This is a genomic window from Cardiobacterium valvarum (assembly GCF_900460955.1).
Taxonomy (GTDB): domain Bacteria; phylum Pseudomonadota; class Gammaproteobacteria; order Cardiobacteriales; family Cardiobacteriaceae; genus Cardiobacterium; species Cardiobacterium valvarum.
Genome location: NZ_UFUW01000001.1, coordinates 1,032,372 through 1,045,527, shown reverse-complemented (window position 1 = coordinate 1,045,527; position 13,156 = coordinate 1,032,372). Strand labels below are relative to the sequence as shown.

Here is a 13,156-nt window from a genome sequence, read left to right as displayed (position 1 = left end):
CCGGCATCGTAAAGCTGAAAAACTTGGCAGCTTGCTTCCTATCGCGGGTTTCTCCCCGTTCTGCCTATCCCGACCTCAATACACACCGCCCCGCTGAGGCCGTCCTGATCCAGTACGCCGGCCAGAGCATTCACCGCCGGATGGCGCAAGAGCAAATCCAGTATCGCCTGTTTCAGCGGGGCGCGATCGTAATGCGGACTATTGCGCCCCTTACCATGTACCACCAGCCAGCATTCTTCGCGACGGTTTTGCCGCTCATCCAGCATATCGCCGAGGTAACGCAGGGCCTCGTCCACAAAAAATCCATGCAAATCAATCTCGCGCGCAAGCGGCAGACGCCCGGCACATAGCGCACGGAAGCGGGCATCCGGAATCTGCGCCAGATTAACGGACAGTGTTTCGCGAATATCCGCCGCATGGCGGATACGTTGCGCTTCAATGCGGCGGCGCTGTAAAATTTTCATCCGTCTGCCGAAGCCTTCCGCCCTCGGCGGCGTTTGCAGAGGGGTGACCGTACCAATCAGGTCGGCAAATCGTTCTTTTCCCGTCATAAGTAAAAAGACTGGTGGCAGGCAGCGGTTTTATTCATACATTCCTTACCGGTTTCGGGGCGGACAAAAATATCGGTGCCGCACTTTACGTGTAGCCCTATAATCAAAACATCATACACTGCGGCAATATCCAAGAGGACGAATCATGAAAATCGGCATTCACGGTATCAACGGCAAAATGGGCCAAGCTATTGCCCACGAAATTATCTCTCACCCCGATTTAGAACTCGCTGCTGCATCCGTGCGCAATGGCCATGAATGGGCGGGCAAGCGCCTCTGTGACGTAACCGATCTACCGCACGACTGCACCGTACGCGTCACCAGCAACCTCGAACAATTCTGCGCCGCTGTGGATGTAGCCGTGGATTTCACCCGCCCTGATGCAACGCTCGCCATCTTGCCAGTCTGCCAAAAGCTGAAAAAACCGCTGATGATCGGCACCACCGGCTTCAATAATGACACTACCGCCTGGATTCATCGTGCGGCACAGGAAATCCCGGTCGTGCTTGCCGCCAATACCAGCCTCGGCGTCAACATTCTTTTTGAAGTCAGCCGCCGCGTCGCGGAAGTGCTGGATTATCAGCACTGGGATGTCGATATCGCCGAAGCCCATCACCGCAATAAAGTGGATGCGCCTTCCGGTACCGCATTGCGCATCGGTGAAATGATCGCTCAGGCACAAAACAGCGATTTCGAAGCACGCAAACGCTACCCCTATACCAATCGCCGCAAGACCGGCGATATCGGTTTCTCCGTACTGCGTGCCGGTGACAACATCGGTGAACATACGGTGTACTTCACGGCAGAAGACGAGCGGCTGGAATTCACCCACCGCGCGAACAACCGCCGTATCTTTGCACGCGGCGCCCTGACGGCGGCCATCTGGCTGGACAAACGTCCGGCAGGGCTGTACAACATGGCGGACGTGCTTGGCTTTACTTCATAAACAAGAGGAAATACCCATGAAATGGTTGGGCTATCTGATTACCATCATCCTGTGCGTCGCCTTCGCTGCCATCGGCCTGCTCAATAGCGGCAAGGTTTCTGTCAATTACATCGTAGGTAGCATTGATCTGCCGCTGGTAGCCGTCATGCTGCTGTCTTTCCTTTTCGGTGCACTGATGATTCTTGTCCTCTTTGGTTTCAAAGCCTTCTACTGGAAACAGCGTGCCAAATCCCTGCAATACCGCTTGGAACAAGACCATGCAGCCGCTGAAAAAGCGGCCATTCAGGCACAATTTAACGCTGACCAGAAAGCTGCCTGATGGCCGACTGGCTGATTATCCTGTTGCTGCCGCTGGCCGCCTGGTCCGGTTGGTGGTTGGCGATGCGCAAAGAAGCGCGGGAATGGCGGGCCAATAAGACCCACGCCGCCTACTTTGAAGGTGTGGGTTTTTTGCTGAACGACCAAACTGACCGCGCGGTGGACGTTTTTCTCCACATGGCGGATCTTGATCAGCAAATGCTGGAAAACCAGCTTACCCTCGGCAGCCTATTCCGTAAACGTGGCGAACTGGATCGTGCCTTGCATCTGCATCGCCAACTGCGCAGCCACGAACAACTCAGCGACACACAGCGTCTCGCGATTGATTACGAACTCGCCGAAGATTACACCGCCGCTGGCATGTACAGTCAGGCACAAAGCCTCTTTGAAGCCCTACTGCAGGCACAATACCGCCAGACCGATATCTTGCCTGCGCTGGCGCATATCTACGAACGTACCAAACAATGGTCGCAAGCCATCATGCTTGCTGCCCACTTTCCTGCGCAAGATAACGCCATACGTCGCAAGGCCCTGTCTCACTACCATTGCGAACTGGCCGAACAGGCGCTGGCGCGCAGCGCTGACGATGAAACCGCCAACCAACTTGCTCAGGCACTTGCGGCCGACCGCGATTGCGTCCGCGCCAACCGGATGCGCGGCCAACTCTTCCTTCGACACGGCGAATACGTCAATGCCATTCATGCCCTGCAAACCATTGGTGAGCAATCAGCGGAACTGCTGCCCGATGTACTGCCGGATATTGCCAACGCTTACCACGCCATCACTCGCGACGATGAATACCGTAACTGGCTCGAAACCGTCGAAGTGCGCGAAAAAAATCCACGCCTGACACTGGTACTGGCTGAACTTATTGCTGCGACCTCGCGCGAGGCTGCCGCCGACCTGCTGCAACAGCGTATGGCTGATAAACAAACGCCGCTGCTGCTTGCTGCCTACCTGGATTACCGTGACACCTACGCCCCACTGGCACAAAATGCGGGTAAACTTGTGCGTCCGCGCACCGTGTACCAATGCGACGAATGCGGCTTCCGCCAGCAAAACCTTATTTGGCACTGCCCTGCCTGCTTCGCCTGGAGCAGTTTCCGCCCATTGCTCGAACTCAAAGTGGAAAACCGATGAGCCGCCGACCTGTTCTTGTTGCCCTTGACGTCAATCACCGTGATGACGCCCTGCGTCTTGCCGCACAACTGGCTCCCAGGCAATGCCGGCTCAAAATAGGCAAAGAACTCTATACCCGCGAAGGGCGAGCACTGCTGGAAACCCTGCACCAACAAGGGCACGACATTTTTCTTGATCTCAAATTCCACGACATCCCAAACACCGTTGCTGCAGCCGTCCGCGTTGCCGCCGATATGGGCGTGTGGATGGTCAACGTTCATGCGAGCGGCGGACGCAAAATGCTCGAAGCCGCCGCCGATGCCTTGGCGCATTACCCCAAACCGCCGCTACTCATTGCTGTAACGGTTCTCACCAGCATGAATGCCGCCGACCTACGCGAGACCGGCGTGGAAGAGCCGCTTGCAGCGCATGTCACCCGCCTGACTGCTCTCGCCGCCGACAGTGGCCTGAACGGCGTTGTTTGTTCTGCTCAGGAGGCCGCTGCCGTCAAAGCTGCCCATGGCGATACCTTCCTCACCATCACCCCTGGCATTCGTCCCGCTTGGGCGGCCAACGATGACCAAAGCCGTATCATGACCCCGGAAGCTGCTATTGCCGCTGGCAGCGACTATCTCGTCATCGGTCGTCCCATCACCCGGGCAACGGATCCGGTGGCAGCACTTGCGGCCATCAACCGCAGCATCACCCCTGATTAAAAAAGGAAACCCCATGCGAGGCGCCAAAACTGTCTACATCCTGCCAAACCTCTTCACTACGGCATCCCTTTTCTGCGGCTTCTATGCCATTCTCGCCGCTATTGACGGCCGCTTCAGCTTCGCCGCCATTCTCATTTTCGTAGCCATGATCTTCGATGGCTGTGATGGGCGTGTTGCCCGTCTGACCCACACCGAATCTGCCTTCGGTGTCCAGTACGACTCGCTCGCCGATCTCATTTCCTTCGGTGCGGCCCCGGCACTCATCATCTATCGCTGGTCACTGCATTACGCCGCTATCGAACCGCTGGTACCGAGCAAACTCGGCTGGTTTACCGCCTTTGTCTATACCGCCTGCACCGCGCTACGTCTGGCCCGCTTCAACGTCCAGGTCGATCATGCGGATAAGGCTGTCTTCATCGGCCTGCCCAGCCCATCCGCCGCTGCCCTTGTCGCCGGTTTTGTCTGGGTAGGCAGCGAATTTCACTGGGACGGCAGCCGCCTCATCATGCTCTCCACCATCCTCACCTGGTTCGCCGCCTTAGCGATGGTCAGCAACTTCAAATACTACAGCTTCAAAACCTTCAAACCGCAAAGCCGTCTATCCTTCAGCAAAGCTATCCTGCCAGGCTGCATCATCGGTCTCATCTTCCTTGAACCCGCTCCTATCCTTTTCATCTTCTTCCTCGCTTACGGCCTGCATGGCCCCATCTGGACCCTGTGGCGAATGAACAAACGGCGGCAGGGACAACAGGGGCAAGGTCACTGATGCTCACCCTGCAGCCACAACAACGCACCGCGCTAACACTGCTCGGTTACAAACTGTGGCTGCCGCGTGCCGAACTTGCCACCCTGCGTGACGCCGTACCATCTGCCCCAACTCCCCTTCCTACCAACGCAGCCTTACCCACCCCGCGATCTGCCGCGCCGGAACCAATACCTGCCCAAGCCCTCACCCTGCCGTTGCCCGGTCTTTCCGCCCAACTGCACTGGGGGCGTGATTACCTTTGGCTCAGCGGTGATGACCTCAGTTGCAACTGGTTGTTACCACCGCCCTGGGCGGAAGCGGGACGCCCTACCCTCTTCGCCACCGAAAATGAACGCCGCCTGTTGCTCGCGCTTTTTGCGGCTACCGGCAGTCAAGAAGCGTACAGCGCCTTTACCGCCCTCTTTGCCCTCGTCTGTAACTATCCGCTGCCCCTACCGCAAAATACCGCTACAGCGCCAGCTGATCTTGCAATAAAACCGCTACTCATCTGCGGCGACACCCTCTCCTCACATCTGAACGCTGCCCCCACTGCGTTTGGCACACTTCCGGCAAACGCCTATAATTTCCTGCACCCACACACCGTCCTCGCCGATCCGTCCCGTAAAGGCGACTGGTGGCGACAATGGATATACATCAAGAGGAACCTGTTTTGAAAAAAACCATCAGCCTGCTGTCCCTCGCTTGCACCACAAGCATCATGGCCGCCCCGCAAAATGCCTGGATCAGCGACGAACTGCGCACTGCCGTGTACGACAAACCCGGCAGCGATGCTAAATTCCTCGGTACCCTGCGCTCCGGTGAACCCGTGCAGCTTCTCGACAAAAATGGCGATTACGTCCGCGTCAAAACCGACAGCATCAACGGCTGGGTATCCACTCACAGCATCATGGACACCCCCAGCGTACAAAGCCGTTATGCTGAAGCCCAACAGCAACTTGACCAACTACAAAGCCGCGCGCAAAGCCTGCAAACTACTACCGACAACCAGAACCAAACCCTCAACACTTTGAAAAACCGCGTTGAAGCTTTGCAGAATGCCGAACAGCAGGCGCGTGACGAACTCGTCGCCCTGCAACGCGCCTCCGGTAACGCCATCGCTATTGACCAGCGCAACCGCGAACTACAAGCCGCCGTTGTCACCCTCGAACAAGAAAACCTCAGCCTCAAACATAAAAACACCCGCCTCGAAGAAAGCCTCAACCAAAAGCAGCTCTACATTGGCGGCTTCCTTGTCTTCGCGGGTTTCGTCCTGCACTGGCTCTCCGGCCTGTTCCGCCTCGGCACGGCTCGCCGCAGCAGCTACGATGACCTCTGATTTCTCAACAACCCAAGGAAAAAACCATGACGAAAATCCTCGACATTGTAAAACCGGGCGTCGTAACCGGCGATGACGTACAAAAAATCTTTGCCATCGCCAAAGAAAAACAATTCGCCATCCCGGCCGTGAACTGCGTCGGTAGTGACTCCGTCAACGCCGCGCTGGAAACCGCTGTCCGCGTCAAAGCCCCGATTATCATCCAATTCTCCAACGGCGGTGCTTCCTTCTACGCCGGCAAAGGCATCAAACCGACCAGCGGCACCCGCCCCGACGTTCTGGGCGCTATTGCTGGGGCAAAACACGTCCATACCCTCGCCGCCGAATATGGCGTCCCGGTTATCTTGCATACCGACCACTGCGCGAAAAAACTGCTTCCGTGGATTGACGGTCTGCTAGATGCCGGCGAAAAACACTTCGCCGAAACCGGCAAACCGCTCTTCTCCTCGCACATGATTGACCTCTCCGAAGAACCGATCGAAGAAAATATGGAAATCTGCCGCAAATACCTCGAGCGCATGAACAAAATGGGCATGACCCTCGAAATTGAGATCGGTATCACCGGTGGTGAAGAAGACGGCGTGGATAACAGCGGTGTGGATGAATCCCGCCTCTACTCCCAGCCGCAAGATGTGCTCTACGTTTATGACCAGCTGAGCCCGGTCAGCCCGCGTTTCACCGTCGCTGCCGCCTTCGGCAACGTCCACGGTGTGTACAAACCCGGTAACGTCAAACTCAAACCGAGCATCCTCGGGGCTTCCCAAGAATACGTCGCCAAAGAACGCGGTCTTCCCGCCAAGCCGATCAATTTCGTCTTCCACGGCGGCTCCGGCTCTTCTCAAGCGGAAATCCGCGAAGCCATCAGCTACGGTGCGATCAAAATGAATATCGACACCGACACCCAATGGGCTTCCTGGGACGGCATCCTCAACTTCTACAAGAAGAACGAAGCCTACCTGCAAGGCCAGCTCGGCAACCCGGAAGGCCCGGATGCGCCGAACAAAAAATACTACGACCCACGCGTCTGGCTACGCAAAATGGAAGAATCCATGTCCGCCCGCCTGGAGCAAGCCTTCATCGATCTTAACTGCCGCGATCTCCTTTAAGGATAGCGCCCAACAAAAATGCAGCCCTTTGGGCTGCATTTTTTATAGCGACAACGCCCCTTAACGGGGCGTTTTATGGCGCACACATATCAGAGCTTGATACGTACCTTGTATTGCAACTCGGTTTTACTATCGGCGGGGATGTTTACTTGCCACATTGCGCTATTAGCGCTGGTTTTTTCATGCGGCAGGCTTTCCTCAATGATCTTCCAATCGCCCGGAATAGGCTCGACGACTTTTACGGTTACCGCTTCTTTTTTAGCGTTATTCAGTTCGATGCGGTAGGTCGCTTCAAATTCGTCATTTTCGAGCAGTTTGCCCAGTTTGCCTTTGTCCACGCGTTTTGCGTCCACCATTTTCCATACACCGTTCACGTCGAAGGCGCTGCCGAGTTTCAGGCGCACTTCGTCATTTTTCGCGGTGTGGTCAATGCGGTCTTCGCCAATGAACTGGGTGCGTTTGTCGCTGTCGTTTTTATAGACGCGGATGACGCCTTTCGGCAGCGGCATACCAAGTTGGCTCGCTTCATCGTTCTTGAACGTCATGAACACATCCACTTTACGTTTGTCACCCATTTCCAGCACTCTGGTGTCCGCACCGTAGTAATACCAGCCACTGCTGCCTTGCAAGCGGTATTCTTTTTGCACCGGCACCTGTGCGGCAGAAAGCAGCGCCACCTGTTTGTTCTGGTTGTTTTTCAGGGTGGTTGGGTGATCAAGGGTATAGAGGTGGTATTCGAAGAGGTTTTCTTCGCGCACCGGCACAGCCGCTTTCTCAACCGCCATCGGCGCCATGCGCGCATGGTAATTAAGGCCGAATTCTTCTTCCTGGGCTCGCGCCACATCGCCGGCCACGAGTTGCAGGGTGGCATTTTCATAAGCGGTGCCGCTCTGGTTATTCAGCGTTACCCAGCCGGCGAGATTGAGGGTTTTTTCATCATCCGCGAGGCTGACGACGTAATCGGCTTTCCAGCCAAGACCCTGACTGAGGTAGGCAAGGTCCACGCTCTGCTCGCCCGCTTTGTCGCTGGTGAGGTCAACGGTGAGGGTCGGGCGGTCACGCAGGTTAGCGGGCACGTCGTGGAAGGCGAGACGGACGTTTGCCGGCAGACCGGTTTCGATCCGGTCGGCATATTGCAGGACGACGCCGTTGTTATCGGCAAGAACGGTCGCTTCTTCACGCGTTTCTTCGCCGGTCGCAGGGTTGGTACGAATGGTGGTGACGCGTTTGCCGACATTTTTCATGAGCAGCGCTTCACCGCTTAACAGGTCGTAATCGAAGTTTTGCTCCAGCAGTTGCAGCACGGCGTCACCACGAGCAACCAGGCTGGCGGTCTGCGGCATGATGCGCGCGGAAACGTCGCGCAGAGCAATGCGGTTGATGCCGGCATTCAGCGGCACTTTGCGCGTTTCGCGGATGAGAGCGAGGTCATCGTTATAGATGGTGACAGCGACGCTTTCACGGTCTGCACCCTGGCTAGCCGTTTCGGTGGGGTCAGCAGCAAAGGCGGTGTGCGCAGCTGCGAGGACTAGGGCAGTGGCAAGGACAGTCTTAGTCATGATGTCTCCTGTGGGTTATGTGGGGTGAGAAATGGTATGTAATCTAGCGATAATTCGCTGCCAACGTGATGAGCAAGCTGTCATTACGGCCCTATGCCGTAGCCTGTTTGCCGGGCAAGAGATTGCACATCGTCAAGTTTTAATATTTAGCAATCACTTGACCCGCATCAACCCACACGCTGTGCAAAGCCGTGATATAGTTGTGCATACTTTGTGCAGTAGTGTAAAAACCCTGTGATTCTACACAAAGTATTCCCGCAAACTATTCAGGAGCTCCCATGAAAAAAATCCTCTTCCTCGGCGCACTCATTAGCGGCAGTGCAATGGCGGCTGATATTAACGTCAAAGACTGCCTCATTCAGGAAGTCGTTCCGGGCAAAGAAATGACCGGCGGCTTCTTCACCCTGGAGAACGACGGCAAGGATACCGTCAAACTTGTCGGTGCGTCCGTGGAAAAAATCACCGACAAAGTTGAACTGCACGAAATGATCCATAAAGACGGAAAAATGGAGATGGGCCAGATTCAGAGCTACGATGTTACCCCGGGTGAGCACCAGTTCAAGAAAGGCGGTTACCACATCATGTTCATGGAAGTAAAACACTTCCCGAAAGCTGGCGAAACTTATCCGGTCGAGCTGAAATTTGACAACAAAGAAACCCTCAAATGTGATGCCAAAGTTCTCACCGTTGAAGAAACCATCAAGCACTTCAAGCGGGATGGCGAGAAAGCGGGTGAACACGACATGAAAGCGGATGACAAAAAAGCCGACGATCATGGCCACGGCAAAGAAGACGGCAAAGCCAAAGGCTGATTCTCTGTCTCGTTGACTACAAGCCCTCTACCGTCCAGCGGCAGAGGGCTAAAATTTTGCCCAGTTTCTGCAATAATTGGGCCGTGCGGGCGGTAGCCGTTTCAAATGGAAATGGGACAAGGCGGCGAACCAAAAGCAATATCGCGAGGTGAGCCAACACCATGCCAGTTCTATTAGGAACGACGATACGCCACTGCCATACCATCCCCACCAATCCTCTATTGCCATGAAAAAGCCCCTGCTCATCCTTGCTATCCTCGTCTGCACTGTTGCGCTCTACATCGCCTACCAATACAGCAAAGGCCTCACCCCCGAAGCGGTGATGCAAGAACTCTTCGACATGAACGCACCTGCGCGTTACGCTTTCGTCAGCGACGAAACGGCGCCGAAACTGGCCGTCATTGATATGGACAGCCTGCAACAAACCAGCCTGCTTGACCTCAAAGCCCCGGCACGCCGCCTCGCTATCCACAAAACCTACGGCCTGCTCGCCTATAGCGACGGCAGTGACACTATCACCATCCGCAATCTTGCCGATCACAGCGAAAGCACACGGCACATCAGTCACCCCGTCACCCGTCTGCAATACGATGCCGACAGCGCCTGGCTCATCGCCTCAGGCGACGACCGCCTGACCCTGCTTGATAGCCGTAGCGGCGAACAACGTCTGCTCGAAGGCTACGGCCATATCCAGGCCTGGCTGTACAGCCCGCTCTCGCAGCAACTCTGGATATTCGACGATACCCCCGCCCTCTACCGCTACAATCCCGGCGACCAAAACCAGATCCGCTATCCATTGCCCGCTGACTGGCGCAACCTCAGTGCTGCCGCCATCAGCCCGGATGACCAGCACCTGCTCTTCGGCGCCGAAAACGGTAACGGTCAACCTATCGCCGTGGACTGGGCTATTGATAAAGGCGAAATCGCGCGACAAACCCCGCTCACCGCCCCGCTGGTGCAACCCTACATTGACAACAGCGGCCAGACCTACGTCTATATCGACCAAAAAGGCGGTGGTCACCTCATCAACCAGACTGCCCCCGATACCCTCCAGTCCTTTACCGCGCCGAACCCGACTGACCACTATGCCACCGGCTGGCTCGATACCCGCCTGATCGTTGCCGGCAGCCAACTGCACAACTACGACCTGAGTGATGCCGCCGCGCCGCCACATCTGATTGATGACAAAACACTGCCTGGTCGCAGCCGTGCCCTGTTCATCACCGCCGACAGCAAAACTGCGCTGCTTGCCCACGAGAACAGCCACGACATCAGCGTCTATAACCTGCACGACGGCAGCCTGCACAACGTGCCGCTCACCGGCATCCACCGCCCCGAAAACCTCATCATGGGCGCGGGCAACACCCTGTGCCACTGAAAAAGGCGCGCAAAATTACGAAACTGGCAACCCCACCGCTTGGCGGGGCCAGTATTTAGGCCCGGCACGGGGGCGATGGCGACAATCTGCTATCATTCGCGCCGTTTCCAACTACACCACGAGGATTCATGACCCTTACCGACACTCATCGCCGTGCCGCTCTCGCCATCTGCGGCCTTGCTTCCTGGGCTTCCATCGCCTTCGCCTACTATTACCTGGAGAGAACGCTGTGGCTGACGCCGTGTAACCTGTGCATGATGCAGCGCCTCGCCTTCGGCCTTGTCGGCTTCTTCTTCCTGCTCGACGCCATCTGCTGGCCGAGCCGGCCCGCGACGCGCTTCCTCATGCGTCTCGGCAAATACCTTTCCATCTTCTTCGGTATCGGCCTTGCTGCCCGCCACCTCTACATCCAAAGCCTGCCCGCCGACCAAGTCCCCGCCTGCGGTTTCGATTTCTACGCTACGCTGGATAAAAACGGTTTCTGGGGCGGCCTGCTCACCGCCATGCAGGGTGATGGCGACTGCGCCACCCGCGACCTGTTCCTCGGCCTGCGTATTCCGGTATGGTCAATGATGCTGTTTATCGGCCTACTGCTGGTGTGCGTCATCTGCGAACGCCACAAAGCTAATACCCCCTGAGCCTTTATCAAGCAAAAGAAAACCCCCGCCGCAGCGGGGGTTTTTCATGTTTGCGCATCAGCGGTGTTCGTGCAGTTTTTCCTTGTGCTTGCGGATTTGCTTATCGAGGACATCACTGAGCAAGTCAATCGCGGCATACATATCCTCATGCGCAGCATCGCCGTGGATTGTCTTGCCGGAAGCAAGGTGGATTGTCGCTTCGGCAATTTTCAGGTGATTCTCCGCACGCAGTGTCACCTGAGCACTGGTGACATTCTGCGTATCCAGCCCGCCGAGTTTGTCCTCGACATAACTGTGGACCGCCTCACTGATATCCAGATGTTTGCCGGTGATGTTGTAGTTCATCATCCACTCCTTCTGTTGCTTTGGGTTGAAATTTGTGATTAACGTATCAAAAGCAACAAAAATCCGCAAGTAATTTCACGCTTAAAACGCCGCCCGCAGCCAGGTGATGTCCGCACCGTCAATACACACCGCATCAAAGCGGCATGCCGGCAGCGTCCGGTAGTGTTGCTGCAAATACACCTGCGCCGTTTTGCGGATTTTCTCCCGCTTGGCGGCGTTGATACTGGCTGCGGCACTGACCTGCGCCCCTGCCTCGCGACTACGCACCTCGACGAAAACCAGCTCCGCGCCATCGCGGGCGATGAAGTCAATCTCGCCATAACGGGAGCGAAAGTTGTTCGTTACAATGACGAGCCCCTGCGCTTTCAGATAGGCGGCGGCGCGTCTTTCGCCCGCCCGGCCGCGACGCAGATGGGGAGCAAGTCTGGCAAAAAACATGAAGGAAACCCGATGAGTGGAACGTTGTACATCGTCGCCACGCCGATAGGCAATCTGGACGACATCAGCAGGCGCGCGCTGGCGACCCTGCAAGCGGCAGACATTATAGCCTGCGAGGATACCCGCCACAGTCGCCGCCTGCTTGATGCCTACGCTATTGACCGCCCGCTCACCGCGCTGCACCAGCACAACGAACGCGGTGCGGCGGAAGCCCTTATCCGCCGCCTGCAAGCGGGCGAAAACGTCGCTCTCGTCAGCGACGCCGGCACGCCGCTTGTCTCCGATCCCGGCGCCCTGCTCACCCGTCTCGCGCACGAAGCGGGCATCCGCATCAGCCCGCTGCCGGGGGCGAGCAGCGTCATTACTGCGCTTTCCGCAAGCGGCCTGCCTGCTGACCGCTTCACCTTCGCCGGCTTCATCCCCGCCAAAGCGGGCGAGCGGCAGCGTTTTCTTGACGACTACCGCACCGCCATGCACACCACCATCTTCTTTGAAGCGCCGCACCGCATCAGCGAAACCCTCGCCACGATGGCCGGAACCTTCGACGGCGCGCGCCCGCTCGTCATCGCCCGCGAACTGAGCAAACAGTTCGAACAAATCGCGCATCTCAGCGTTGCCACCGCCCCCGCCTGGCTGGCTGGGGATGACAACCGACGGCGCGGCGAATTTGTGCTGCTCCTCGGAGCGGCAGTAGCACAAACTACCGCCGACTGGCAGCCGCTGGCCGACGACCTGCGCGATGCGGGCCTTGCCGCCAAAACCACCGCTGCCCTGGTCGCCAAACACACCGGTGCAAACAAAAAAGCCGTTTACCAGTACCTGCTTGACCGCATCGGGTAAGGCCGGTATCTACGCCGCTTGGCGGGCCCAGTATTTATGCCGCTTGACGGGCGTAGGATGGGCTTCAGCCCATCGAGCAAGCGCAGCCTGCTTTTGCGTTTCGGGCAAGCGGGGAAACTACGCGGTTTTCATTTTTGAGACGTTGCAGGCAACGTCTCTACAAAAGCCAGTAACCACGCCGCTTGGCGGGTCCAGTGTTTACGCCGCTTGGCGGGCCCCCATATTGATGCCGCTTGCAAAAAGTTAATTGGAAAAACTTGAAAAATCCCACTCGTCCCATAAATAGAACTCATCGTTAACCAACCACAG

The 13,156-nt window shown here is 56.8% G+C and carries 16 protein-coding genes; 12 read left to right on the top strand and 4 right to left on the bottom strand.

Annotated features, from left to right (window positions below; all coding sequences use genetic code 11):
• Positions 1 to 38 precede the first annotated feature (38 nt).
• Positions 39 to 551 carry a Smr/MutS family protein gene (locus DY250_RS05075; RefSeq protein ID WP_115611337.1) on the bottom strand — a complete coding sequence of 171 codons (513 nt, stop codon included), beginning with the start codon at positions 549 to 551 and terminating at the stop codon, positions 39 to 41.
• A 145-nt stretch (positions 552 to 696) separates the two neighbouring features.
• Here DY250_RS05075 and dapB point away from each other — a divergent pair, with 145 nt between their 5' ends.
• Genes dapB through fbaA form a run of 8 tightly spaced genes read left to right on the top strand, consistent with a single transcriptional unit; the run spans position 697 to position 6,837 of the window.
• Complete coding sequence (gene dapB / locus DY250_RS05070) at positions 697 to 1,497, top strand: 4-hydroxy-tetrahydrodipicolinate reductase (protein WP_115611336.1); 801 nt, start codon at positions 697 to 699, stop codon at positions 1,495 to 1,497.
• A gap of 16 nt (positions 1,498 to 1,513) precedes the next feature.
• Entirely contained in the window at positions 1,514 to 1,816 is a 303-nt protein-coding gene (locus DY250_RS05065; RefSeq protein ID WP_115611334.1) for a LapA family protein, read from the top strand.
• A complete protein-coding gene (locus DY250_RS05060; RefSeq protein ID WP_115611332.1) occupies positions 1,816 to 2,955 on the top strand; it encodes a lipopolysaccharide assembly protein LapB in 1,140 nt (379 codons plus the stop codon). Before DY250_RS05065 ends, DY250_RS05060 begins: the two co-directional genes overlap by 1 nt.
• Complete coding sequence (gene pyrF, locus DY250_RS05055; RefSeq protein WP_115611330.1) at positions 2,952 to 3,650, top strand: orotidine-5'-phosphate decarboxylase; 699 nt, start codon at positions 2,952 to 2,954, stop codon at positions 3,648 to 3,650. Before DY250_RS05060 ends, pyrF begins: the two co-directional genes overlap by 4 nt.
• A gap of 13 nt (positions 3,651 to 3,663) precedes the next feature.
• Complete coding sequence (gene pssA, locus DY250_RS05050; RefSeq protein ID WP_115611328.1) at positions 3,664 to 4,416, top strand: CDP-diacylglycerol--serine O-phosphatidyltransferase; 753 nt, start codon at positions 3,664 to 3,666, stop codon at positions 4,414 to 4,416.
• Entirely contained in the window at positions 4,416 to 5,069 is a 654-nt protein-coding gene (locus tag DY250_RS05045) for a hypothetical protein (RefSeq protein WP_115611327.1), read from the top strand. Before pssA ends, DY250_RS05045 begins: the two co-directional genes overlap by 1 nt.
• Positions 5,066 to 5,731, top strand: coding sequence for a TIGR04211 family SH3 domain-containing protein (locus tag DY250_RS05040; RefSeq protein ID WP_245951032.1), 666 nt, complete (start codon positions 5,066 to 5,068; stop codon positions 5,729 to 5,731). The genes DY250_RS05045 and DY250_RS05040 overlap by 4 nt, the downstream gene beginning before the upstream one ends.
• A gap of 26 nt (positions 5,732 to 5,757) precedes the next feature.
• The gene (gene fbaA / locus DY250_RS05035) at positions 5,758 to 6,837 is read left to right on the top strand and encodes a class II fructose-bisphosphate aldolase (RefSeq protein WP_115611323.1); all 1,080 of its coding nucleotides are present in this window, start codon (positions 5,758 to 5,760) and stop codon (positions 6,835 to 6,837) included.
• Positions 6,838 to 6,926: 89 nt separating this feature from the next.
• On the opposite strand, the gene DY250_RS05030 is transcribed toward fbaA, so the two are convergent.
• The gene (locus DY250_RS05030) at positions 6,927 to 8,396 is read right to left on the bottom strand and encodes a DUF4139 domain-containing protein (protein ID WP_115611321.1); all 1,470 of its coding nucleotides are present in this window, start codon (positions 8,394 to 8,396) and stop codon (positions 6,927 to 6,929) included.
• A 278-nt stretch (positions 8,397 to 8,674) separates the two neighbouring features.
• On the opposite strand from DY250_RS05030, the gene DY250_RS05025 reads away from it, so the two are divergent.
• The 3 genes from DY250_RS05025 (at position 8,675) to DY250_RS05015 (ending at position 11,224) form a co-directional block, all read left to right on the top strand.
• The gene (locus DY250_RS05025; RefSeq protein ID WP_115611320.1) at positions 8,675 to 9,208 is read left to right on the top strand and encodes a copper chaperone PCu(A)C; all 534 of its coding nucleotides are present in this window, start codon (positions 8,675 to 8,677) and stop codon (positions 9,206 to 9,208) included.
• 226 nt (positions 9,209 to 9,434) lie between these two features.
• On the top strand, positions 9,435 to 10,586 hold the full coding sequence (locus DY250_RS05020; protein ID WP_115611318.1) for a WD40 repeat domain-containing protein: 1,152 nt from the start codon (positions 9,435 to 9,437) through the stop codon (positions 10,584 to 10,586).
• 128 nt (positions 10,587 to 10,714) lie between these two features.
• Complete coding sequence (locus tag DY250_RS05015; protein ID WP_115611316.1) at positions 10,715 to 11,224, top strand: disulfide bond formation protein B; 510 nt, start codon at positions 10,715 to 10,717, stop codon at positions 11,222 to 11,224.
• 57 nt (positions 11,225 to 11,281) lie between these two features.
• Here the strand turns inward: DY250_RS05015 and hpf are convergent, their stop codons facing one another.
• Together hpf and DY250_RS05005 are read right to left on the bottom strand one after the other, a co-directional pair.
• Positions 11,282 to 11,572: a ribosome hibernation-promoting factor, HPF/YfiA family gene (gene hpf, locus DY250_RS05010; protein WP_006986675.1), complete on the bottom strand. Its 291-nt coding sequence runs from the start codon at positions 11,570 to 11,572 to the stop codon at positions 11,282 to 11,284.
• A gap of 78 nt (positions 11,573 to 11,650) precedes the next feature.
• On the bottom strand, positions 11,651 to 12,007 hold the full coding sequence (locus DY250_RS05005; protein WP_115611314.1) for a YraN family protein: 357 nt from the start codon (positions 12,005 to 12,007) through the stop codon (positions 11,651 to 11,653).
• 12 nt (positions 12,008 to 12,019) lie between these two features.
• On the opposite strand from DY250_RS05005, the gene rsmI reads away from it, so the two are divergent.
• On the top strand, positions 12,020 to 12,847 hold the full coding sequence (rsmI, locus tag DY250_RS05000; protein ID WP_115611312.1) for a 16S rRNA (cytidine(1402)-2'-O)-methyltransferase: 828 nt from the start codon (positions 12,020 to 12,022) through the stop codon (positions 12,845 to 12,847).
• The last annotated feature ends 309 nt before the right edge of the window (positions 12,848 to 13,156 follow it).

Coding starts and splice junctions, on each gene's coding strand:
- DY250_RS05075 (WP_115611337.1), bottom strand. CDS start 551: ATGACGGGAAAAGAACGATTTGCCGACCTGATTGGTACGGTCACCCCT.
- dapB (WP_115611336.1), top strand. CDS start 697: ATGAAAATCGGCATTCACGGTATCAACGGCAAAATGGGCCAAGCTATT.
- DY250_RS05065 (WP_115611334.1), top strand. CDS start 1,514: ATGAAATGGTTGGGCTATCTGATTACCATCATCCTGTGCGTCGCCTTC.
- DY250_RS05060 (WP_115611332.1), top strand. CDS start 1,816: ATGGCCGACTGGCTGATTATCCTGTTGCTGCCGCTGGCCGCCTGGTCC.
- pyrF (WP_115611330.1), top strand. CDS start 2,952: ATGAGCCGCCGACCTGTTCTTGTTGCCCTTGACGTCAATCACCGTGAT.
- pssA (WP_115611328.1), top strand. CDS start 3,664: ATGCGAGGCGCCAAAACTGTCTACATCCTGCCAAACCTCTTCACTACG.
- DY250_RS05045 (WP_115611327.1), top strand. CDS start 4,416: ATGCTCACCCTGCAGCCACAACAACGCACCGCGCTAACACTGCTCGGT.
- fbaA (WP_115611323.1), top strand. CDS start 5,758: ATGACGAAAATCCTCGACATTGTAAAACCGGGCGTCGTAACCGGCGAT.
- DY250_RS05030 (WP_115611321.1), bottom strand. CDS start 8,396: ATGACTAAGACTGTCCTTGCCACTGCCCTAGTCCTCGCAGCTGCGCAC.
- DY250_RS05025 (WP_115611320.1), top strand. CDS start 8,675: ATGAAAAAAATCCTCTTCCTCGGCGCACTCATTAGCGGCAGTGCAATG.
- DY250_RS05020 (WP_115611318.1), top strand. CDS start 9,435: ATGAAAAAGCCCCTGCTCATCCTTGCTATCCTCGTCTGCACTGTTGCG.
- DY250_RS05015 (WP_115611316.1), top strand. CDS start 10,715: ATGACCCTTACCGACACTCATCGCCGTGCCGCTCTCGCCATCTGCGGC.
- hpf (WP_006986675.1), bottom strand. CDS start 11,572: ATGATGAACTACAACATCACCGGCAAACATCTGGATATCAGTGAGGCG.
- DY250_RS05005 (WP_115611314.1), bottom strand. CDS start 12,007: ATGTTTTTTGCCAGACTTGCTCCCCATCTGCGTCGCGGCCGGGCGGGC.
- rsmI (WP_115611312.1), top strand. CDS start 12,020: ATGAGTGGAACGTTGTACATCGTCGCCACGCCGATAGGCAATCTGGAC.